Raw genomic sequence first — 21,416 nt, 5'->3', positions numbered from 1 at the left:
TGTTCCTACTCTTCGCTGTGATCAGGAGAGCTCGGCCCAGTGCGCCAACACGTCATCGCTGCTGCCCCTCTCCATGAAGGAGGGCTGGGAACTGAACAAAGTTCAGACAGGTTTCAGGGAAGGGACAGGCGGACAAGCCATGCGCTGAACCAAATGTCCCAGGATTGCGTCCACCGCAAAAGAACACGCGAGTCGATACCCTTATGGCGACCGAACCTGTATTAGCTGCGCTCGGCTACCTCAAAGAGAACCGGTTGATCCTTTCCACCGCCGAATCATGTACCGCAGGTTGCATGGTCGCCTTGTTGGCGGCGGTGCCCGGCACTGGAGAAGTGCTGGAAAGTGGCTATGTCGTCTATTCGCCCTGTGCGAAAAAACGCTTGCTGGGGGTCAGCGCCGAGACAATCGAGCGATACGGTCTCACCAGCGAAGCCGTGGCCTGGGAGATGGCTTTGGGCGCGTTGAGAGACAGCAGTGCGAACGTGGTGATTGCAACGACAGGTGTTGCAGGGCCCAACCCTGAATCCGGGGTGCCCCCGGGGACGATGTGCTTTGCCTGGGCCTTCGCCGGCGAGCCTGTAGCTGTATTTACACGTACCCAACGATTCTTTGGGGAAAGGTCGGACGTGATGCGGCAGGGTGCGCTATTCGGGCTGACGCGCCTGGCCCATTACCACCAACGCTGGCTTCGCGGCGAACGCGCCTGAGGGCAAGTGAAAAGCGGACGACGAGCTGATTTCCAGACGTTATCCCATCCGGGAAGACATACCCATGCAAAAGCGAGTTTGGCGCTTCGAGCGTGTAGGTTGGTATGTGCGGGTGATCATTGTCCTGCTGGCTTTGGCCGGGCTGTCGGTAATGACCCGTTGAGCGACGCCCAATCGATAAGCCAGGATGGTCGACTAAAGACAGCGCGCAGCCTGATACACACCCGCGCGCCCACCCGGGAGTGGCAAGGCGGATGGGCGCGACGCTCCATAATTCCGGCGGCCGCGAGTCTCGGCCAAGCGTTCTGAACCAGGTTATGTGCTCGCCAGTCCTACTTCCAAACGCAATCAGTTGGGTACGCGTGATGAATGACTGGATCGACTTTCTCGAATGGCCTGCCATGGTCCTGACTGTGCTCGCTGCCTGGTGCATCGGCTCAGGGCGCCCAGGCCGGCGCAAACTGGGCTTCTGCTGCTTCATTGCCAGCAATGTGCTGTGGGCAATCTGGGGATGGCAGGCGCAGGCCTGGGCACTGATCATCCTGCAGGTTTTCCTGTGCGCCATGAACCTGCGGGGCTGGAAGAAAAACGCCGCGATGCAACCGGGCTGATCGCTTGAACTTTTCCCTCCCTCTTGGCTTCCCCTGCATACCCATCACGGAAATACACGGCTGCAGGAGCAAATTCCATGAGAGCATTGACCTACCACGGCGCAAACGATGTCAGGGTCGATACTGTCCCAGACCCCATCATTCAAGATCCGGACGATATCATCCTTCGGGTAACCGCAACCGCCATTTGCGGCTCGGATCTACACCTTTATCGGGGCAAGATCCCGCAGACCGAGGCGGGTGATATTTTTGGCCATGAGTTCATGGGGTCGTCGAGGATACCGGCAGGGCCGTTACCAACCTGCAGATCGGCGACCGCGTGGTGGTTCCTTTCGTCATTGCCTGCGGCAGTTGCTTTTTCTGCCAACACGACTTGTTCGCCGCCTGCGAAACCACCAACACCGGTCGCGGGTCACTCATCAACAAAAAAGGCATCCCGCCCGGAGCCGCACTCTTCGGATATAGCCATCTGTATGGAGGCATCCCCGGAGGGCAAGCTGATTACGTTCGAGTGCCGAAAGCCAATGTTGGCCCGTTCAAGGTGCCAACCGCGCTGGCTGATGACAAGGTGCTGTTTCTCTCCGATATCCTGCCAACCGCCTGGCAGGCAGTCCTCAACGCCGAGATCGGCCAGGGCTCTTCATTAGCCATTTATGGCGCGGGGCCGGTGGGTCTGCTGACTGCCGCCTGCGCGCGAATGCTCGGTGCCCAGACCATCTTCATGGTCGATGACAACGACTACCGTCTGACCTATGCCCAGGACGCTTACGGTGTCACCGCGATCAACTTCGAGCAGGATGACGACCCTGCCGACAGCATCATCCGCCAGACACCAGGCATGCGCGGTGTCGACGCGGTCATCGATGCCGTTGGCTTCGAGGCCAAGGGCAGCACCGCCGAAACAGTCATGACGGCATTGAAGATCGAAGGCAGCAGTGGCAAGGCCTTGCGCCAGAGCATTTCAGCTGTGCGCCGCGGAGGCATTGTCAGTGTCCCCGGCGTGTATGCCGGCTTCATCCACGCCTTCATGTTCGGCGACGCATTCGACAAAGGCCTCACGTTCAAGATGGGCCAGACACATGTGCAGAAATACCTGCCAGAGCTGCTTGAGCACATCGAGGCCGGTCGTCTGCAACCCGAGCGCATCGTCACCCACCGCCTCGCCCTGGAGGAAGCGACCATGGGCTACAGGATGTTCGACCAGAAACAGGACAACTGCCGCAAGGTCATTCTGGTTCCCGGCGCGGCATCCGGCACCTTAGGCCCCGAATACGTGTAAGCCACAGGAGACAAGCCCATGAACGACCTTGCCATGTATTTCTGGATTGCAGTGGCGGCCATTCTGTTGCTCATCGACTTATGGGCCATCGTGAGTGTGTTCAGAAGCGACCAGTCCGACGCCTGCAAAGTGCTATGGACCTTGGTGATCGTCGTGCTTCCGATCGTGGGCCTGGCCATCTGGGGCGTTGCCGGGCCGCGCGGTATCAAGCGCGGAACCGGGCCGACATCCGACGAACACAGCAAAGGTTGAACGTTTTGCAACGCACATCGAAAGGGGTCATTACCATGATCGATCAAGCGACAGGCATGAAACCAGGCGAACGTTACCGCGTGGAGAACGTCGAGCGCGCCCATCAATTCCCCGGCTTTTTTCTGGACGGTAGATATTACCTTGGCCCCGAACTGCTGACGGCTGTCGGCTGGCTTGAAGGCACGAAGTTCATTTATGACAGCCTGGATGCGGAGGGTGAGCCGGTATTCCCCGATCGGGTGGCCGGCACCATCGAGGGGCTGAAATTGGTGCTGGTCGACGGCACCGCCCTGGAGCTCTCGAGGATAGAAGCCCGTGTTTTCCTCGAATCTGCGACTGACGCGTTCGAGCAAGATTCACCGCCGGCCGAGCCTTCATGCTCAGCACAGGTAAAAGGCCCGTTGCGCGGCAAGGTCGTGGTCATCACCGGCGCTTCAAGTGGCATAGGGAGGGCCACCGCGCATGCGTTTGCCTGCAAAGGTGCTCGCCTGGTCCTGGCCGCACGGGATGAAGAAGCGTTGTTCGAGGTGCTGGACGAGTGCACCGATTGCGGGACGGACGCCGTGGCAATCACCACCGACGTTACCAGCAGCGATCAAATGCGAGCGCTGGCCGCACAGGCTGCCGAATTTGGCCATGGCCGGATCGATATCTGGGTCAACAACGCCGGCGTTGGTGTGGTCGGCAGCTTCGAGAAAACGCCGCTGGAAGCCCATGAACAGGTCATTCAAACCGACCTGGTCGGTTACCTGCGCGGCGCTCATGTGGCCCTGCCCTACTTCAAGGCGCAGCGCAGCGGCATCCTGATCAACACGCTGTCACTGGGCAGCTGGGTTGCCCAGCCCTATGCAGCGGCCTACTCGGCAAGCAAATTCGGCCTGCGTGGCCTGACCGATGCGCTGCGGGGAGAGTTGACGGAATTTGCCGATATCCATGTCTGCGATATCTATCCAGCGGTCATGGACACGCCAGGGTTCAGGGATGGCGGTAACTACACCGGCCATGCCCTCACCCCGCCTGGGCCGATCTACGATCCAGAACGGGTGGCAAAGGCCATGGTCGCATGCGCCATTTCCCCTCGTGCACACACCACGGTCGGCACCGCCGCCCGCCTTGCCCACCTGGCCAGCTTCCTCGTTCCAGGTCTACCGCAGGTTTCGGGATGGCTGACACGCTGGGGCATACACCGCAGTCCCCGTGCAACCATTTCCTCGGGCAATCTGTTCGAACCGCCGAGTGGCCGACGCCGCGTGGACGGTGGCTGGCGAAGCCGCAAAAACAACACACCGTTGTGGGTGGGTGCAGCTGTCCTGGGCATTATTGCCGGGCTAGTCATTACTCGCACGCAACGCAGGCGCCGCTGATGAGCGCGAGCACAAGTCATGCACGAGGGCGACCTCTACAGACTGACCCGACCGGTCCATTATCTGCGTGGGGGGCGCACCTGAGGGATACGTCTACGGCGCTAACCAACGGAGCGACATCAAGTTTTTCTTTCTCGTATCGCTGCCATTGAAGAGGGGGACCACCCTCCTCCCAATGCGCGATACGTAGCGATTGCAGCACGGGCCGCCTCTGTTTGCGCGACCGCTCGTGAATCTGAAGCCCTAAGCAGTTGTTGATCAGCGTTCAGGACGTTCAATAGACTTGCAGCGCCCTTCTGGTAGGCCGCAAATGACGATTGTCGCGCTTGCGCAAGGGATGCCTCCCCCTCGCCCAGGAACTGTGCCTGCTGCTGGCGGTTGACCAGTGCAGATAATGCGGTCTCGACGTCTTGCGAAGCTCCCAGCACGGCCTGTCGATAATAGGCCAAAGCTTCAGCCTCACGCCCTTTCGCCTGCTGGATTTCTGCATTGATCCGGCCAAAATCAAAAAGTCTCCATCGCAAGCCAAGAAACGCAGCCGCCTGGCTTGCCCCACCGGTGAAAAACTGACCGCCAGAGGTCGAAGCAGTGCCAACGAGTGCTCCCAGCGAAAACGTTGGATAATACTCACTGATTGCACTGCCAATAAGCGCGTTTGCAGACATGACTCTTCGCTCGGCAGCGATCAGATCAGGCCTGCGGCGCAGCAATTGGGCCGGCTCGCCGATGTCAGATAACTGAGGGGCCTTCGGAATGTGCGAGGGTGCTGCCATTTGAGTTCGATGGGTGCCTGGACTGCTGCCAAGCACAACGTCCAAGGCATTGAGTGCAGCATCAAGGTTTGCTCGCAAGCCTGGGATTGTTGCGTCAACTTGCGAGAGCTCGCCTTCGGTTTGGCGAACCTCATAGTCTGCCGCCAGCCCCTTTTGATTGAGCAGTTTGACTTTGCCCAAAAGCTCCCTCTGTGTTCTTGCCTGAGCTTGAGCAATGGCGAGACGAGCCTGAAGACCTCGAACGGTGATATAGATGTCGGCAGTCTGGGCTGCAATGGCAAGACGCGTCGCGACCGCACCGGCCTCGTACGCTTGGTACTGCGCCATAGCTGCCTCACGATTGCGTCGCAGCCCTCCAAACAGATCGATTTCCCAGCTTGCATCGAGATTCAGCTCGTAACTGCTCCCGTAGCGGTCGTAGCCCGGTGTTGAATTCAAGACCTGACCTAACGGTGTCTCGATCGATTGACGTGAACGAGCTGCTTGGCCATTCACGCTCGCCGAAGGCACGAGTGCTGCGGTAGCGGAACCGAGGGTTGCCCGAGCTTGCACAACGCGGGCCTGGGCTTGGGCAAGCTCAAGATTTTGCCCTATCGCTTCAGTCACGAGTGTGCTCAGCAGCGGATCTCCAAACCCATCCCACCAATTATCGAGTTTGTCGGCCCTCGCGCCTGGCGTGGCAGCCAGCCCGGCACTACTGATGTAATGATGGGCCAGCGGTGCGTTTGGCTGTTTATAATCCGGGCCAACCATGCACCCTGCAGAGAGGCTGGAACTCAGCAGCAGAGCAATAGTTCGGTAGGGAAGCATGATGATTCTCGTAGACCAAGAGCGGCAGTGACCATATCATGTTTTGGTCACAGCCTGTCAACCCGTTCCAGGACGCTTCCAATGACTAAACCTTCTCCACCCTCGCCGGCGCGAGGGCCTGCTGACCACGATGTGAGGGATCAGATCATCCAGGCTGCGATGGAGCACTTCGCCCACTATGGGTATGACAAAACCACTGTCTCGGATCTGGCAAAATCAATCGGCTTCTCAAAGGCCTACATCTACAAATTTTTTGAATCCAAGCAAGCGATCGGCGAGGTGATCTGCTCCAGTCGGCTGGCGCTCATCATGCAACGCGTCGAGGCGGCCACTGGCAATGCCCCCAGTGCCTCGGAGAAGCTAAGGCGTCTATTCCGTAATATCGCAGAGGCTGGGGCTGATCTTTTCTTCCAGGAGCGAAAACTCTACGACATAGCCGCAGTGGCATCGCGTGACCAGTGGTCGTCGGTCAAATCCCATGAAGCCAATATCAGCAGGTTAATTCAAGAGATCCTGATACAGGGCCGCAGCGCGGGAGAATTCGAACGCAAGACACCAGTGGATGAGGCGACGCTGGCCATCTTTCTGATCATGAGGCCCTACGTAAATGCCGCGCTCCTTCAGCATAACCTGGACACGCTTGAGGATGCGGTCATCCAACTGCCGGCCTTGATACTCAGAAGCCTCGCCCCCTAGCAGATTGTGACCATTGACAATATTGGTCACCAGTAGAAAAATGGGATTCCTACATCGCCTTTTGAGAAAGGGATCCCATGCGCCTGCGTCCTGCCGCCTTAGTCGGTTGCTTACTGCCACTCGCCCTCGTAGCTTGCGGGGACTCTTCACCTGGAAAGGACCCGAGAGATAAACCGCCAGTCGTGAAAGCGGTCTCAGTGCAGGACGCGTCAGAACTTGCACGTTCGTTTTCCGGGGTTGTGGTAGCTCGCACGCAGAGTGACCTCGGCTTCCGAGTATCCGGAAAGATCTTGCAGCGCCTGGTCGATACCGGACAAACAGTCGAACGCGGTCAGCCCTTGATGCGCCTGGATCCGGTGGATCTGAATCTGCAGGCGCGCGCGCAGCAAGAGGCAGTAACTGCTGCTCGGGCACGGGCCAAGCAGACCAGTGACGACGAAGCTCGCTATCGAGGGCTGGTGGCCGAGGGCGCGGTCTCGGCATCGTCTTACGACCAGATCAAAGCTGCGGCTGATGCCGCCAAGGCGCAACTCAGTGCCGCGCATGCTCAGGCTGACGTTGCCAGGAACGCCACTGAATATGCGGTCTTGCTAGCCGACGCCGACGGTGTAGTGATGGACACGCTGGCCGAACCGGGCCAGGTCGTCAGTGCTGGCCAAGCAGTTGTAAAGCTGGCCAGGGCTGGGCAACGAGAAGCTGTCGTCTACTTGCCAGAAACGCTTCGACCGGCGCCTGGCTCGACTGCACTCGCCACGCTATTTGGCAAGCCTGCACAGGCCGTACCTGCTCATCTGCGCTTACTTTCAGATGCTGCAGACCCGATTACGCGCACATTCGAGGCCAGGTACGTGCTCACTGGGCCTTTGGCGAGCGCGCCATTAGGTGCAACCATTACGCTTGATATTCCAAATACTGATACGCATTTTGACGCAAAGCAGATACCCATCGGCGCACTCTTTGACCCGGGTAACGGAGCCGGGGTCTGGGTGATAGCTGGCCAGCCGGCCAAGGTGTCGTGGCGCGCGGTGGAAGTGCTAAGTGTCAGTGACGAAAAAGCTGTCGTGAAGAGTGATCTGAACGCTGGCGATCGGATCGTGGGACTGGGTGCGCATCTGCTGCGCGATGGTGTTGAGGTCATGGAACAGGCTCAAACAGCTCAGGTCACGGAGCACCAGCCATGAGCCAGCTTCGTTTCAACCTGTCCGCGCTCGCAGTACGCGAGCGATCAATCACCCTCTTCCTGATTGTGCTGATCGCCTTCGCCGGAACGCTGGCCTTCTTCAAACTGGGCCGTGCAGAAGATCCGCCCTTCACCGTCAAGCAGATGACGATTATCACTGCCTGGCCCGGCGCCACTGCACAAGAGATGCAAGATCTGGTGGCCGAACCGTTGGAAAAACGCATGCAGGAGCTGCGTTGGTATGACCGTACCGAAACCTACACCCGGCCCGGGTTGGCATTCACGATGGTTTCGCTGCAAGACAAGACCCCGCCTTCGGCGGTTCAGGAGGAGTTCTACCAGGCCCGCAAGAAAGCGGGTGATCAGGCCAAGCTCATGCCAGCGGGCGTGATTGGCCCAATGCTCAATGATGAATTCTCGGACGTGACATTTGCAGTCTACGCGCTCAAAGCCAAAGGCGAACCGCAGCGCCAGCTGGTACGCGACGCCGAAACACTGCGCCAGCAGCTGCTGCACGTGCCGGGCGTCAAGAAGGTCAACATCATCGGGGAACAGGCTGAACGGATATTCGTGTCCTTTTCTCATGACCGCCTGGCCACACTCGGCATCACGCCACAGGACATTTTCTCGGCCCTGGACAACCAGAATGCCCTGTCACCGGCGGGTTCGGTGGAAACGCAGGGGCCACACGTGGTGGTCAGGGTTGACGGCGCCTTCGATCAACTGACAAAGATTCGCGAAACCCCTGTGGTCGCTCAGGGCCGCGCCCTGAAACTGTCGGATGTGGCTGACGTTGAACGCGGCTATGAAGATCCCGCGACGTTCCTGGTACGCAACGATGGCGAGCCAGCCTTGCTGCTTGGCATTGTCATGCGCGAAGGCTGGAACGGCCTCGACCTAGGCAAAGCCCTGGAGGCCGAAACAGCCAAAATCAACGAAAGCATGCCTTTGGGCATGACGCTCAGCAAGGTCACCGATCAGGCAGTAAACATTACGTCCTCCGTCGACGAGTTCATGATCAAGTTTTTTGTTGCCCTGCTGGTCGTGATGCTCGTCTGCTTCCTCAGCATGGGCTGGCATGTCGGCGTTGTCGTCGCAGCCGCGGTGCCATTGACACTGGCGATCGTATTCGTGGTGATGGCAGCAACAGGCAAGAATTTCGACCGGATTACGCTGGGTTCGCTCATCCTGGCCTTAGGGTTGCTGGTCGACGACGCGATCATCGCCATCGAAATGATGGTCGTGAAGATGGAGGAAGGTTACGACCGCATCAAGGCTTCGGCATATGCCTGGAGCCACACGGCAGCCCCCATGCTGTCCGGCACACTGGTTACCGCCATCGGATTCATGCCTAACGGTTTCGCCCAGTCCACTGCCGGCGAATACACCAGCAACATGTTCTGGATTGTCGGCATCGCCCTGATCGCATCCTGGGTGGTGGCGGTAGCGTTCACCCCCTACCTGGGCGTGAAGCTGTTGCCTCAGATCAAGGCGATTGAAGGTGGTCATGCCGCTATTTACAACACCCGTCATTACAACCGATTCCGCACTTTGTTGGGCTGGGTGATCGCACATAAATGGCTCGTGGCAGGCACCGTGGTTTCGACATTTGTGGCCGCCGTGCTTGGCATGGGATTGGTAAAGAAGCAGTTCTTCCCGACCTCCGACCGCCCCGAAGTGCTTGTGGAGCTGCAGATGCCTTATGGCACCTCCATCGAACAGACAAACGCCACTGCAATCAGGGTTGAGTCCTGGCTACGTCAGCAAGAGGAGGCAAAGATTGTCACCACTTACATCGGCCAAGGCCCGCCCCGCTTCTTCCTGGCAATGGCCCCTGAGTTGCCCGACCCGTCCTTTGTCAAGATTGTGGTCCTGACCGAAAACCAGGGCGCTCGTGAGGCCCTCAAGCATCGTCTTCGGGAGGCGGCCTCCGAAGGTCTGGCACCCGGCGCTCAAGTGCGGGTAACACAACTGGTATTCGGGCCCTACTCCCCCTACCCGGTCGCCTATCGGGTGATGGGCCCGGATGCCTCGCAACTGCGCCAGATTGCAGCACGCGTCCAAAGCGTGCTGCAGGCGAGCTCCATGATGAAGACCGTCAATACCGACTGGGGCCCGCTTGTTCCCACGCTTCACTTCTCCCTGAATCAAGATCGCCTGCAGGCGGTTGGCCTGACGTCCGCCTCGGTGTCGCAGCAGCTTCAATTCCTGCTGACCGGTGTGCCGATCACGTCGATCAGGGAAGATATCCGCTCTGTGCAGGTTGTAGGGCGTGCCGCTGGCCAGATCAGACTCGATCCCGCCCAGATCGAGAATTTCACCCTGGTAGGCTCGAACGGTCAGCGCGTTCCTGTTTCGCAGATCGGTGATGTGAGTATTCGTATGGAGGATCCCATCCTCCGCCGCCGCGACCGAACGCCCACCATGACAGTGCGGGGTGACATCGCCGAAGGGCTGCAGCCGCCTGATGTATCCACGGCGATCTGGAAAGACCTCCAGCCCATCGTCAGGCAGCTGCCTGCGGGCTACAAAATCGAAATGGCAGGCTCTATCGAGGAGTCGGCCAGGGCCAGCCAGGCTATCGTCCCTCTCCTGCCGATCATGATTGCCCTGACGTTGTTGATCATCATACTGCAGGTGCGCTCTATCTCGGCGATGGTCATGGTGTTTCTGACTTCACCGCTGGGGTTGATCGGCGTAGTACCCGTATTGCTGCTGTTCGGCCAACCGTTCGGCATCAACGCGTTAGTCGGCTTGATCGCGCTCTCCGGGATTCTGATGCGCAACACCCTCATCCTGATCGGGCAGATTGACCACAACCAGCTTGAAGGACTTGCCCCCTTCGACGCTGTGGTCGAGGCCACAGTGCAACGCGCACGCCCGGTCTTGCTTACGGCATTGGCAGCCATCCTGGCCTTCATCCCCCTCACCCACTCGGTGTTCTGGGGCACCTTGGCCTACACCCTGATCGGAGGCACGTTCGTGGGCACGATCATGACCTTGGTGTTCCTGCCGGCGATGTATTCCATCTGGTTCAAGATCCACCCAGATAGCCGCATTGCCAAGCCAGCAGCTGCACGCCGCGCCTGATTGAACATTGCCTGCAACCCGTGCGCGCCCGGTGTCATTCGTGGCGCGCTCATGATCCAACGAGAGGTCGAAATGGCTCACAACGTTATTCAAAAGCGCATCGTGGTGACCGGCACCGGCGTTGTCAGCCCGCTGGGCTGTGGCGTAACGGAAGTATGGCGTCGATTGCTGGCTGGCCAGTCCGGGATTCGCGCGCTTGCTGCCGATATCGTCGAAGGCACTGGCGTGTCAGTGGGCGGCAGCGTGCCCACATTGGCCGAGGATGCCGTGGCAGGCTATCAACCCGAGCAGGTCATCCACGCCAAGGAACGCAAGAAAATGGATCGATTCATCGAGTTTGCGCTGGTAGCAGCGGATGAAGCATTGCAGCAAGCCGGCTGGCATCCCGAGCGTCAGGCGGAACGCGCGCGAACCGCCACCGTCATCGCTTCCGGAGTCGGTGGCTTCGGCGCCATCGCAGAGGCGGTGCGCACCACTGACACACGTGGCCCTCGCAAGTTGTCGCCCTTCACGGCGCCATCGTTCCTGGCCAATATGGCAGCGGGTCATGTCTCCATACGCTACGGTTTCGAAGGCCCACTTGGGGCACCCGTCACAGCGTGCGCTGCGGGGGTGCAGGCCATCGGCGATGCCGCTCGGCTCATCAGAAGCGGCGAAGCGGATATCGCGATCTGCGGTGGCGCCGAAGCGGCAATCGATCGCGTGACGCTAGGCTGCTTTGCGGCTGCACGAGCGCTCAGCACGGGCTTTTCGGATAGCCCTGAGCAAGCCTCCCGTCCTTTCGATAGCCAACGGGACGGGTTTGTCATGGCTGAAGGGGCTGGCTTGCTGGTGATCGAGTCGCTGGAACATGCGCTGGCCCGTGGCGCCAAGCCCCTGGCCGAGCTGGTCGGCTACGGAACGAGCGCTGATGCCTACCATCTGACCGCTGGTCCCGAAGACGGAAGCGGTGCCAGGCGTGCCATGCAACTCGCGCTGCAACAGGCGTCGGTAGCGCCTGGGGACGTGGACCATATCAATGCGCATGCGACTTCTACCCAGGTTGGCGACAAGGGTGAACTTTCAGCGATTCGCGCCGTATTCGGTAGCGGCAGCGGCGTGGCGATTACATCGACCAAATCGGCCACCGGCCACCTCTTGGGGGCGGCAGGCGGTATCGAAGCCATTTTCACGGTGTTGGCGCTGCAAGACCAGATCGTTCCCCCCACGCTCAACCTGACTCAAGTCGATGATGCTGCGCTTGGCCTTGACCTGGTTGCAGGAACAGCCCGTGAAATGCCCATCGAATACGCCTTGTCCAACGGTTTCGGATTCGGTGGTGTGAACGCCAGCGTGCTGTTCCGCCGCTGGGAGGCCAACGTATGAACAGCCAACTCGAAACCCACGCCAACGAAGCTGACGGCGAGACTCAGAGGGCCAACGTTCTGACGGCCAAGGTCATCCTTCTACTGGCAGCACTCGCTGCCATCAGCAACTTGTCCACCAATATCATCCTGCCCGCTTTTCCTGAAATGGCTCGACAGTTCAACGTCTCATCCCAGAAACTCGGGCTGACGCTCTCCAGCTTTTTCATCACCTTCGCCTTCGCCCAATTATTGGTAGGGCCGCTTGCCGATCGCTATGGCCGCAAGCGGCTGGTAGTGGGTGGGCTGATGATTTTCGTGGTGGGTACGTTTTGGGCGGCTAACGCCGCCACATTCGACATGCTGATCCTCGGACGAGTAATCCAGGCAATTGGCGTGTGTGCCGCCGCGGTTCTGGCCAGAGCCATCGCTCGCGATCTTTATGAGGGTGAGAACCTGGCACGCGCGTTATCGCTGACGATGATCGCTGCCGCCACAGCACCAGGCTTCTCACCTTTGATCGGCAGTATGCTGAACACCACTTTGGGTTGGCGTGCACTTTTTGTAGTCGTCGGCATGTCGGCAATCCTTATCGCGCTGTTCTACGCCAGAGGGATAGGTGAAACCCTTCCTGGCCGTCGTCGGGTGACTCAATCAGTACCTGCGGTCCTGATCGCATACGTCAAACTGGCGTCCAACCGTCTCTTCATTTTGCCCGCACTGGCGACCAGCCTGCTGATGAGCGGCTTATTCGCCTCGTTCGCCGCTGCGCCGTCCATCTTGATGGACGGTATGGGGCTTAACTCGCTCCAAGTGGGTCTGTATTTCGCGGCAACTGTCTTCGTAGTCTTTGCCGCTGGCTTGGCTGCTCCTCGCCTGGCTCACCGTTGGGGTAGCCGAGCCATCACCTTATCAGGCCTAGCGACTGCGTGTTTGGCGGGTGCATTGCTGCTGGTAGGCCCGAGCAATCCAAGCTTGGGCTGGTACTCATTGTCGATGGTGCTTTTCCTATGGGGTATGGGTATTGCCAATCCGCTGGGAACGGCCTTGACCATGACACCGTTCGGGAAAGAAGCAGGACTGGCCTCAGCCCTTTTGGGATTCCTCACCATGGCAATCGGAGCAGTGTCGACCTGGATGGTTTCAACGCCGAAGTTTCCCACTGTTGCCATACTGGGAACGACCCAAACTGCAGTGTGCTTGCTAGCAATCATGCTGTTCGCGTGGTATGCCAAACGAAAGGTACCACACAGCACTCAGCGCACATGAGCTAACTCAACTCGACAAATCTCTCCAGTAGGTCCCTCAGCCCCACCGGCACTGGTCGCCGATTATGGCGGTCAACGAAAACGTGCACAAAATGCCCGCTCGCGACCGCCTGCTTATGGCCTTCGACCCCAGCGACTACGTTTCAGCTCGCCCCAGGCAACGCATTCTAGGTCAGCGTTGATCTTGTCCAGCAGTTTTCTCCCACTCCAGCAGCCACACGCGAAGCGGCTTCCTGCCTCTACCTGGTCAAGAACACGGACATGATTTGCAATCTAACCTAAATGTTATGTTATAACTAACTAAATTAAACGTTACCTCTGGCTCGACTGCGAACCGTCCATGGCCGGCAACCGGTCCCAGGCCGGGCCCGTCGCGCGCTGCTGACCGATGAGGAAAGGGCCCAGGGAACGGAAGGCTGGATGAAGCTGACCAACCCCTTCCCCGGCTGGAACTGATTCATACCCCTTGCTGCTACGTGCAAGGCTCCCACCACTGGATAGACATGATGAGCTCAGCATTACCCGACGTTTCCGTCACCGACCTGGCCCACAGCCTAAGCCCGTTGCAATGGGTCGGCATGCAGGGTATCGACCTGCCGGTAAGGATCGAAGAACCGACCTACCAGCGCGAGCTACACGCCCGGGCGGATGTCCAGGTCGACCTGCCGGCGCCGCACGTCAAAGGCATTCACATGTCCAGGCTGTATTGCCTGCTGGACGCTTGGGGGCAGGCTGCGGCGGTGTCGCCGGCAAGCCTCTTCGCGCTGTTGCAGGAGATGATCGACAGCCATCAGGATTGCGGAAGCCGCAATGCCAGGTTGCGCCTGGATTTCGATTTGCTGGTTCGCCGCCCTGCGCTGGTGACCGAGGGCCTCTCTGGCTGGAAGTCGTACCCGGTTCACGTGCTCGCCACGAAGGTCGGCGGGGCACTGAACCTGAGTATCGAGGTCAGGATCGGCTATTCCTCGACCTGCCCGTGCTCGGCCGCTCTCTCCCGACAATTGATTGAGGACGGCTTCCTGCGAACCTTCAAGGACCAGCCGCTGCTCGAAGCCAGCGCCGTCGCGCAGTGGCTGCGCAGCAACGCGTCGCTGGCGACGCCACATAGCCAACGCAGCGAAGCTCGAGTGCGCGTCACGGTACCTTCCGATGCCCCGGATCTCGGGTTGCTGGCCCTGATCGACCAAGTCGAAGGCGCTTTGCGCACGCCGGTTCAGACCGCCGTAAAACGGGCTGACGAACAGGCTTTCGCAGCGCTCAACGGGCAGAACCTGATGTTCGTCGAAGACGCTGCGCGGCGTATTCAGGCAAGCCTGCGCGGTTACCGCGATAGCCAAGTGCACGTTCGCCACCTGGAAAGCCTGCACCCGCACGATGCCTCGGCCTGGTCCGCCCCGCAGGCATCTGCGCCTGACCAACAAGAATCATTTGCAACCGGTAATGAGCGCTAACCACTGGTGTTACGTTATTACATCTAATAACATGCGTATCCCAACACATGAACATTTCCTCATCAGGATTCATTTGTCAGGCCTGACGCAAGGCGGCCCCTCTACTCGTAAGGGTTTCTAGTCATCTTTGATGCAGCACCGCCCGAAGCAGCGCGCGGCATCGATGTTGGCATCGAGTGCAGCCTGATGGTGTATCCGTTGTGATCCCCTTCGAGCTCGTGGACAGTGCCCAAGTCAGGACGCACCAAAAAATGCAACGTTATAGCGTGAAAAACGGAGACTTTACGTGAACCCTCGTGCCCCCCTTCTGGCCGGCCTGACGCTGGGCTTGTTCGGCCAGCCGATTTCAGCGGCACAACCCTTGCTGCTGAACGAAACCTCCATCACCGACGCCTACCTCGAAGAGCGCGCCGACGGGCCGGTGCAAGGCTATCGTGCCAACCGCTCTGCCACCGCCACCCGCACCGATACCGACCTGCGCGACACGCCGCAGAGCATCGACGTGGTGCCCGCACAGGTGATCAAGGACCTCAACACCACCCGCATCGACCGCGCCCTGGACTTTGCGGGTGGCGTGTCGCGGCAGAACAACTTCGGCGGCCTGACTTTCCTCAACTACAGTGTGCGCGGCTTCACCACGGGCGAGCTGTACAAGAACGGTTTCGCCATCAACCGCGGCAGCTACAGCGCGCCGGACACGTCCAACATCGAACGCATCGAAGTGCTCAAAGGCCCGGCGGCCAGCCTGTACGGCCGTGGCGACCCTGGCGGACTGGTCAACATCGTCACCAAGCGCCCCCAGGCCGAAGCCTTCAGTACCCTCACCCTCAGCGCAGGCAGCTGGGACCGCTACCGCACCGCCCTGGACGCCAACTCGCCGCTGGACAGCGAGGGGAATCTGCTGGGCCGGATCAACCTCGCCGTCGAAGACAACGACAGCTTCCGCGATCATGTCGGCAGCGAGCGCCGTATCGTCAGCCCCTCCCTGAGCTGGCAACTGTCACCCGACACCCGACTGATGATCGACACCGAGTTCTCCCGCACCGAGTCGGTGTTCGACCGCGGCATTCCGGCGGTCAACGGCGAAATGGGGTCGGTCAAGCGCTCGACCTTCCTTGGCGAGCCGAATGACGGCGAGATCCGCAACGACAACCAGACCCTCGACGTGGCGCTGGAACACGTGCTCAACGACAACTGGACGCTGCGCCTGGCCAACCACTACACCCAGGGTACGCTCAAGGGCAACAGCTCCGAGCCCCAGGCCCTGGTGGGCACCACCATCACGCGCTTCTATCGCGAACGCGACTTCGAATGGAACGACAACATCACCCAGGCTGAGCTGCACGGGCAGTTCGAGCTGGGTGGCTGGCAGCATCAGACCCTGGTCGGGCTGGAGTACGAAAACTACCGCAACAGCCAGAAGTACCCGCAAAGCGCCACCTCCGCAGCGTATGGGCTGGATATCTACAACCCGGTATACAGCAAGCCGAAGCCGGCCATCACCCGTGCCAACGACTTCTTCGAGCACACTGAAAGCTATGCGATCAACCTGCAAGACCAGATCGCCTTCACCGAGCGCTTGCGCGGGTTGCTGGGCATACGCCTGGAGCGCTTCGAGCAGACCTCGCAGAACCGCACCATGGGTCTGAGCAACAGCCAGGAAAAGGACGTTGCCACACCGCGCATTGGGGTGTTGTATCAACTGACCCCGCAAGTCGGCGTGTTCGCCAACGCATCCACTTCGTTCAAACCCAACACCATCGGCACCCAGGGCCAGGTGTACAAGCCTGAAAAGGGCTTGGGTTACGAGACCGGGGTCAAGCTCGACCTTCTCGACAGCCGCCTGGGCGCGACCATCGCCTTGTTCCATATCGACAAGGAGAACGTCATCACCACCGACGCCCTTGGCGAGAGCGTGGCGGCGGGCGAAGCGCGCAGCCAAGGCCTGGACCTGCAGTTCAGCGGCCAGCTGACCGACGCGTTGCGAGTGATCGGCGCCTACGCCTACATCGACGCCGAGGTCACCAAGGGCGACGCAGCCCTGCCCAAAGGCAGCGACTTGCTCGGCATCGCCCGTAACAGCGGCAGCCTGATGGGCGTGTACGAATTCCAGGACGGTGCCCTGCGCGGCTCGGATGTGGGCGCGGCGGTGAACTACGTCGGCGAACGCTCCGGCCAGGCCGGCAGCGACTTCACCCTGGACGCCTACAGCACGGTCGACCTGTTGGCGCACTACAAAGCCAGCGAACAGGTCACCGTCGGCCTTAACCTCAACAACCTGTTCGACCGCAAGTACTACGAACGCTCGTACAACAGCGCTTGGGTGCTGCCCGGGGAGCCACGCAACTTCAGTGTAAGCCTGACCCTGAGCCTTTGAACCGAGGAACCATCATGCATCCATCGTTGAAAGTCGCTTCCCTGCTGACCCTGATGGTCAGCGTCAACGCAGGCGCCCACGGCCTGTGGACCGAGGAGCGACGTGGCAATATCGAGGCCGTATACGGCCACGGCGCCGAGGATAACGCCTACAAGGCGGAAAAGATCAAGCGCGCCTGGGCGTTCGACGCGACCGGGAACATGGTCCCGGTCACGGTCAAGCGCCTGGCGGATCATGCCGTGCTGCAACCACTTACCCCGCCTGCGGCACTTGCCGTGCTGCTGGACAACGGGCCTTGGTCGCAGCGCCCGGACAGGCAATGGGTCAATCAGGATCGCACCCACGTCAAGGATGCGATCGCCTCCACCCACAGCTTGAAGTACAGCCTGGCAATCTACCAGCGCGGTGCTCGCCTGCCGAAACTGAACATGCTGCGTTTGGCGATTATCCCCCTGAGCGACCCTCTGCAAGTCGGGCCAGGCAAGACGCTGGAAGTGCAGGTGCTGCTCGATGGCAAGCCGGCTGCGGATATACCGCTGCAGGGTGATTACCGGGGCGCCCCTCACCAGGTCAGCGCCACCACCGACAAGCAAGGCCGGGCACGTATCACCGTACGCAATGAAGGACTCAACATCATCGCGGCCCAGGCTACCCTGCCAATGGCAGACGGCAGCCCCGTGGCCCAGCAGAGCCTGTTCAGTTCACTGTCGTTCCTGGGTGAGCCGCACCACGAGTAAACTAAGCGACCTACCTCGGCCATGACGGCCGAGGTATGGCAGTTGGAGGCGTTCGGAATGAGTGCCTGCAACCAGCATCCGCACCATGACCATTGGCACAAGCCCAGCTGCGGCCACACGGCAATCGAACACGATGGGCATGTCGATTACCTGCATGATGGGCACTTGTATCACATGCAGGGCGATCATGTCGATGAACACACTAGGTCGCGTTTGCCGAGCTCCCAGCGCTAATTGAAGAGGTCAACACTTGCGGGCGCTCCTCGGGCGCTACCACCGGGGCAGCAGGCATCCGGTATTGGTTCTCCCACTTCGCCACAACCAGAGGCGCCAGTGCGTTGCCCAAGACATTCAGCGCCGTGATCGGCATGTCCATCAAGCGATAGACTCCGGCGATGAACGCAATACCTTCCACCGGCAGACCGGCACTGGTCAGCGTAGCGGTCAAGATGACGAACATGGCACCCGGGACGCCGGCTGCGCCCTTGGAGGTCAGCACCATGATGATGATCAGCATCGCCTGGTCAGCCAAGCTCAGGGGAATCTCATAGAGCTGCGCGATGAACAGCGTGCCGATGCCCACGAACAGCGATGCGCCATCCAGATTGAAGGAATAACCCGTAGGGATAACCAACGTAGCAATCGAACGCGGCGCACCGTAGGCCTCGACCTTTTCAATCAGCTGGGGCATGACAGTCGCCGAGGCGGCGGTACTGAACGCCAGGATCAACTCATCCTTGATCGCCTTGATCAGGTCGAAGATGTTGATCCCTGCAACCTTCGCGATGCCGCCCAGCACAACCACGCCGAACAGAATGACCGCGACATAGGTGACGGCAATCAGTTTTGCCAGAGGCAGCAACGCGGAAAGCCCGAAGTTGGCGACCGTCACGCCGATCAGGCCAAAGATCCCGATGGGTGAGTAGTGCATCACGATATGCGTCACCTTGAACATCGTCGCGGAAATGGCATTGACTACCGCGATCAACGGCATTTTCTTCTCTTTGTCCAGAGCACTTAGCCCAAAGCCGAACATGACCGAGAAGAACAGGACAGGCAGCAGCTTTCCTTGCGCCATTACACCGACGATATTGTCCGGGATGATGTTGAGGATGACTTGACCAAACCCAGTGTTCTCCGAGGTAGACGGAAGCGAGAGCGTTTGGGTGTTTGCCAGGGTCGTCAAGTTGGCACCTACGCCTGGCTGCGCAAGATTGCCAACCAGCAGGCCACACACAATTGCGATGCTGGTCACGACGAAGAAGTAGAACAGGGCTTTCACCCCGACCCGCCCTATCGCCTTGCTATCACCATTGCCTGCGATCGCGCCGACCATGCACGCGAATACGAGGGGTACGACAATCATCTTCATCATCTTGATGAAAATGTCGCCGACGGGTTGTAAAAGGCTGCTGATTATCCAGGCTTTATACTCGGGAAAGAAATTGAGAAGTGCCCCCACTACAACCCCGAGCACAAGACCTGCAATAATTCTAGTCACCAGACTAGTCTTTGCCATACGTCCTCCAGTTATTATAATTTGGACTGTACATTGGCCGGCAAAATGCCAAACACATCGTTGGAGCCTGTTATTTTTATTGAGTGGCCACTCATTGATACACGCCTCTTATCTCACGCAGACAAAGCGGGAGGCGCATCCCGAAGGTTTATGCCAATCAGGTGGCAAATACACCTTCAAAGTCCTTGAACCCTTTGATCTCGATCGGGTTGCCACTGGGGTCCAGGAAAAACATCGTTCGCTGCTCTCCAGGTTGGCCCGGGAATCGTACAACCGGCGGTATGTCGAACTGCACACCATAAAGCGCCAGGCGGTCTGCCATCGCGAACCAGTCATCCAGATGCAGCACCAAGCCGATATGCGGCATCAACACTTCATGGTCGCCGACTTTGCCGGTGCGGGTAGTTGGAAAAGGAACACCTTTGTGAAGCGAAATCTGGTGACCGAAGAAATCGTAATCCACATAAGTTTCACTCGTGCGGCCTTCTTTGCAGCCAAGAATGTTACCGTAGAAGTTACGAGACGCTTCGAGGTCTGTAACATGGTATGAAACATGAAATAACGATTTCATAACTACCCTCTTTGGTTTCCGATAGAACTTTTGGGGAGGTTAGCGTAGCCTCGCGCACGTGCTAAAGCGCATTTTTCCATCTCTCAGCGAAAGGAAATGTTTTGGACACTCGATTTCTCGAAAGCCTGATTGCGGTAATAGAAACTGGCTCGATTGCCGCAGCTGCTCGACGGGAAAACCTGACAGCACCTGCAGTCAGCCAACGTATACAAGCACTCGAGAAGTCACTGGCGTGCGAACTCCTGATCCGAAGCGCACACGCTGTCGAACCGACCGAGAAATGCCTGTCATTGCTGCCGAAGATTCGAGATCTGATCCAGGGGGCAGCAGAGCTGAAAGAGGATCTGGACACCAGTAGCCTGTCGGGGTATCTCGAGATCGGTGCGATCTCTACAGCGTTGACAGGCATATTGCCAGAGGCCATGAATCAGCTATCAAGCATTGCCCCGCAACTGAGGCTACGCATCACGCCAGGGGACTCGCGCAGACTTTACGAACAAGTAGCCTGCGGAGAGCTCGATGCGGGAATCATGGTATGTCCGCCCTTCACCGTCCCCAAAACCATTCGTGTACAGGTGCTTCGAGAAGAACCCCTGATGCTTTTGACCAAAGACCCGATTGACAAGCGCGACATCCGCTCGACGATTCTTGGTCGAAACCTGATTCGATATGACTCAAATGCCTGGGGTGGGCAGATTGCACAGCAGTACTTGAATGACAATAACCTGCAACCCGATGTCCTCTGTAATCTGGATGCGCTAGATGCAATCTACATCATGGTCGCAAAAGGTATGGGGGCCTCCGTCGTCCCGCTATGGGCGGGATTGAAAACGGACGACGTACAGGCAACACCCGTGTCGGACGCTGACCGCTACATGCGCCAGGTAGTCCTGCTTTACAAGTCCAACCCCAGAAGGCCTAAAGCGGTGGAGGCTTTGAAGGAACAGCTTATGAATAACTGCAGCTTCCCATCGATCACACACGCGCTGCGTTGACTGCCTCAGCCATCATGCTTGAACTGACTCGGGGCCGGATCTCACCACGCCCATACTGGCAACAACAGGAGTGGCGGCCTACCTCTCCGAGGGTGTCGCCCATCTCGTTACCCCTGCGCATTTTAACCCGGCTGCAGCCGGCATGCCGCGCGCTTGTTTGCACACGCGGGCAGTGGACTTGTGCTTTACGAACTCCGCGCTCTTGCTGCCGAACTCATCGGTGAGCACTGAGTCTCGGTGGGCCTGTACATGAAGCCGACATTGCTGCGATCGCCCTCCCCCGACAGTACCCGATTGACTATTCGTGCTTGAAAAATCCCCCCTGTTCAGATGCACCAGAAGATGTAGAATCGCTCGCCAACCTCTAAACCTGATCATTCAGTTGTCACGCCG

16 protein-coding genes and 1 pseudogene are annotated in these 21,416 nt (G+C 59.1%); 14 read left to right on the top strand and 3 right to left on the bottom strand.

Translation table 11 applies throughout. The features are described from left to right. Window positions 1–203 precede the first annotated feature (203 nt). The 5 genes and pseudogenes from I8746_RS06045 (at window position 204) to I8746_RS06025 (ending at window position 4,213) form a co-directional block, all read left to right on the top strand. On the top strand, window positions 204–707 hold the full coding sequence (locus I8746_RS06045) for a CinA family protein (protein ID WP_012052260.1): 504 nt from the start codon (window positions 204–206) through the stop codon (window positions 705–707). Window positions 708–1,072: 365 nt separating this feature from the next. Continuing rightward, window positions 1,073–1,318, top strand: coding sequence for a hypothetical protein (locus tag I8746_RS06040; RefSeq protein WP_041168594.1), 246 nt, complete (start codon window positions 1,073–1,075; stop codon window positions 1,316–1,318). Between the two features lie 77 nt (window positions 1,319–1,395). Then, window positions 1,396–2,597: pseudogene (locus I8746_RS06035) on the top strand (zinc-dependent alcohol dehydrogenase). 18 nt (window positions 2,598–2,615) lie between these two features. Continuing rightward, on the top strand, window positions 2,616–2,849 hold the full coding sequence (locus I8746_RS06030; RefSeq protein ID WP_221100306.1) for a PLD nuclease N-terminal domain-containing protein: 234 nt from the start codon (window positions 2,616–2,618) through the stop codon (window positions 2,847–2,849). Between the two features lie 35 nt (window positions 2,850–2,884). Continuing rightward, on the top strand, window positions 2,885–4,213 hold the full coding sequence (locus I8746_RS06025; protein ID WP_221100305.1) for an SDR family oxidoreductase: 1,329 nt from the start codon (window positions 2,885–2,887) through the stop codon (window positions 4,211–4,213). 119 nt (window positions 4,214–4,332) lie between these two features. On the opposite strand, the gene I8746_RS06020 is transcribed toward I8746_RS06025, so the two are convergent. Continuing rightward, window positions 4,333–5,796 (bottom strand): efflux transporter outer membrane subunit, encoded by a 1,464-nt coding sequence (locus I8746_RS06020; RefSeq protein WP_221100304.1) that lies wholly within the window; start codon window positions 5,794–5,796, stop codon window positions 4,333–4,335. A gap of 81 nt (window positions 5,797–5,877) precedes the next feature. On the opposite strand from I8746_RS06020, the gene I8746_RS06015 reads away from it, so the two are divergent. The 8 genes from I8746_RS06015 (at window position 5,878) to I8746_RS05980 (ending at window position 17,938) form a co-directional block, all read left to right on the top strand. Then, window positions 5,878–6,492, top strand: a complete 615-nt coding sequence (locus I8746_RS06015) for a TetR/AcrR family transcriptional regulator (protein ID WP_012052254.1) — start codon at window positions 5,878–5,880, stop codon at window positions 6,490–6,492. Window positions 6,493–6,569: 77 nt separating this feature from the next. Next, window positions 6,570–7,673 carry an efflux RND transporter periplasmic adaptor subunit gene (locus tag I8746_RS06010; RefSeq protein WP_221100303.1) on the top strand — a complete coding sequence of 368 codons (1,104 nt, stop codon included), beginning with the start codon at window positions 6,570–6,572 and terminating at the stop codon, window positions 7,671–7,673. Beyond that, complete coding sequence (locus tag I8746_RS06005; RefSeq protein WP_221100302.1) at window positions 7,670–10,762, top strand: efflux RND transporter permease subunit; 3,093 nt, start codon at window positions 7,670–7,672, stop codon at window positions 10,760–10,762. The genes I8746_RS06010 and I8746_RS06005 overlap by 4 nt, the downstream gene beginning before the upstream one ends. A 72-nt stretch (window positions 10,763–10,834) precedes the next feature. After that, a complete protein-coding gene (gene fabF, locus I8746_RS06000; RefSeq protein ID WP_017148336.1) occupies window positions 10,835–12,127 on the top strand; it encodes a beta-ketoacyl-ACP synthase II in 1,293 nt (430 codons plus the stop codon). Beyond that, window positions 12,124–13,374 (top strand): multidrug effflux MFS transporter, encoded by a 1,251-nt coding sequence (locus tag I8746_RS05995; protein WP_014756849.1) that lies wholly within the window; start codon window positions 12,124–12,126, stop codon window positions 13,372–13,374. Before fabF ends, I8746_RS05995 begins: the two co-directional genes overlap by 4 nt. Window positions 13,375–13,879: 505 nt before the next feature. Beyond that, entirely contained in the window at window positions 13,880–14,824 is a 945-nt protein-coding gene (gene folE2, locus I8746_RS05990; RefSeq protein ID WP_017148335.1) for a GTP cyclohydrolase FolE2, read from the top strand. A 286-nt stretch (window positions 14,825–15,110) separates the two neighbouring features. Beyond that, a complete protein-coding gene (locus I8746_RS05985; RefSeq protein WP_221100301.1) occupies window positions 15,111–17,201 on the top strand; it encodes a TonB-dependent siderophore receptor in 2,091 nt (696 codons plus the stop codon). A 14-nt stretch (window positions 17,202–17,215) separates the two neighbouring features. Then, window positions 17,216–17,938, top strand: a complete 723-nt coding sequence (locus I8746_RS05980; protein ID WP_221100300.1) for a DUF4198 domain-containing protein — start codon at window positions 17,216–17,218, stop codon at window positions 17,936–17,938. 202 nt (window positions 17,939–18,140) lie between these two features. On the opposite strand, the gene I8746_RS05975 is transcribed toward I8746_RS05980, so the two are convergent. Both I8746_RS05975 and I8746_RS05970 read right to left on the bottom strand, forming a co-directional pair. Continuing rightward, complete coding sequence (locus I8746_RS05975; RefSeq protein ID WP_012052246.1) at window positions 18,141–19,457, bottom strand: cation:dicarboxylate symporter family transporter; 1,317 nt, start codon at window positions 19,455–19,457, stop codon at window positions 18,141–18,143. Between the two features lie 157 nt (window positions 19,458–19,614). After that, window positions 19,615–20,028 carry a VOC family protein gene (locus tag I8746_RS05970; protein ID WP_012052245.1) on the bottom strand — a complete coding sequence of 138 codons (414 nt, stop codon included), beginning with the start codon at window positions 20,026–20,028 and terminating at the stop codon, window positions 19,615–19,617. Between the two features lie 101 nt (window positions 20,029–20,129). On the opposite strand from I8746_RS05970, the gene I8746_RS05965 reads away from it, so the two are divergent. Next, a complete protein-coding gene (locus I8746_RS05965) occupies window positions 20,130–21,023 on the top strand; it encodes a LysR family transcriptional regulator (protein ID WP_221100299.1) in 894 nt (297 codons plus the stop codon). Window positions 21,024–21,416 lie beyond the last annotated feature (393 nt).

The sequence above is a fragment of the Pseudomonas sp. USTB-Z genome, assembly GCF_019691255.1.
Lineage (GTDB): Bacteria > Pseudomonadota > Gammaproteobacteria > Pseudomonadales > Pseudomonadaceae > Aquipseudomonas > Aquipseudomonas alloputida.
Note: the sequence above shows the minus strand (reverse complement) of the source record. Positions and strands in the feature narration are given on the sequence as shown.

Bases quoted from the DNA above. Each gene is read 5' to 3' on its own strand.
- I8746_RS06045 (WP_012052260.1), top strand. From the start codon at position 204: ATGGCGACCGAACCTGTATTAGCTGCGCTCGGCTACCTCAAAGAGAAC.
- I8746_RS06040 (WP_041168594.1), top strand. From the start codon at position 1,073: ATGAATGACTGGATCGACTTTCTCGAATGGCCTGCCATGGTCCTGACT.
- I8746_RS06030 (WP_221100306.1), top strand. From the start codon at position 2,616: ATGAACGACCTTGCCATGTATTTCTGGATTGCAGTGGCGGCCATTCTG.
- I8746_RS06025 (WP_221100305.1), top strand. From the start codon at position 2,885: ATGATCGATCAAGCGACAGGCATGAAACCAGGCGAACGTTACCGCGTG.
- I8746_RS06020 (WP_221100304.1), bottom strand. From the start codon at position 5,796: ATGCTTCCCTACCGAACTATTGCTCTGCTGCTGAGTTCCAGCCTCTCT.
- I8746_RS06015 (WP_012052254.1), top strand. From the start codon at position 5,878: ATGACTAAACCTTCTCCACCCTCGCCGGCGCGAGGGCCTGCTGACCAC.
- I8746_RS06010 (WP_221100303.1), top strand. From the start codon at position 6,570: ATGCGCCTGCGTCCTGCCGCCTTAGTCGGTTGCTTACTGCCACTCGCC.
- I8746_RS06005 (WP_221100302.1), top strand. From the start codon at position 7,670: ATGAGCCAGCTTCGTTTCAACCTGTCCGCGCTCGCAGTACGCGAGCGA.
- fabF (WP_017148336.1), top strand. From the start codon at position 10,835: ATGGCTCACAACGTTATTCAAAAGCGCATCGTGGTGACCGGCACCGGC.
- I8746_RS05995 (WP_014756849.1), top strand. From the start codon at position 12,124: ATGAACAGCCAACTCGAAACCCACGCCAACGAAGCTGACGGCGAGACT.
- folE2 (WP_017148335.1), top strand. From the start codon at position 13,880: ATGAGCTCAGCATTACCCGACGTTTCCGTCACCGACCTGGCCCACAGC.
- I8746_RS05980 (WP_221100300.1), top strand. From the start codon at position 17,216: ATGCATCCATCGTTGAAAGTCGCTTCCCTGCTGACCCTGATGGTCAGC.
- I8746_RS05975 (WP_012052246.1), bottom strand. From the start codon at position 19,457: ATGGCAAAGACTAGTCTGGTGACTAGAATTATTGCAGGTCTTGTGCTC.
- I8746_RS05970 (WP_012052245.1), bottom strand. From the start codon at position 20,028: ATGAAATCGTTATTTCATGTTTCATACCATGTTACAGACCTCGAAGCG.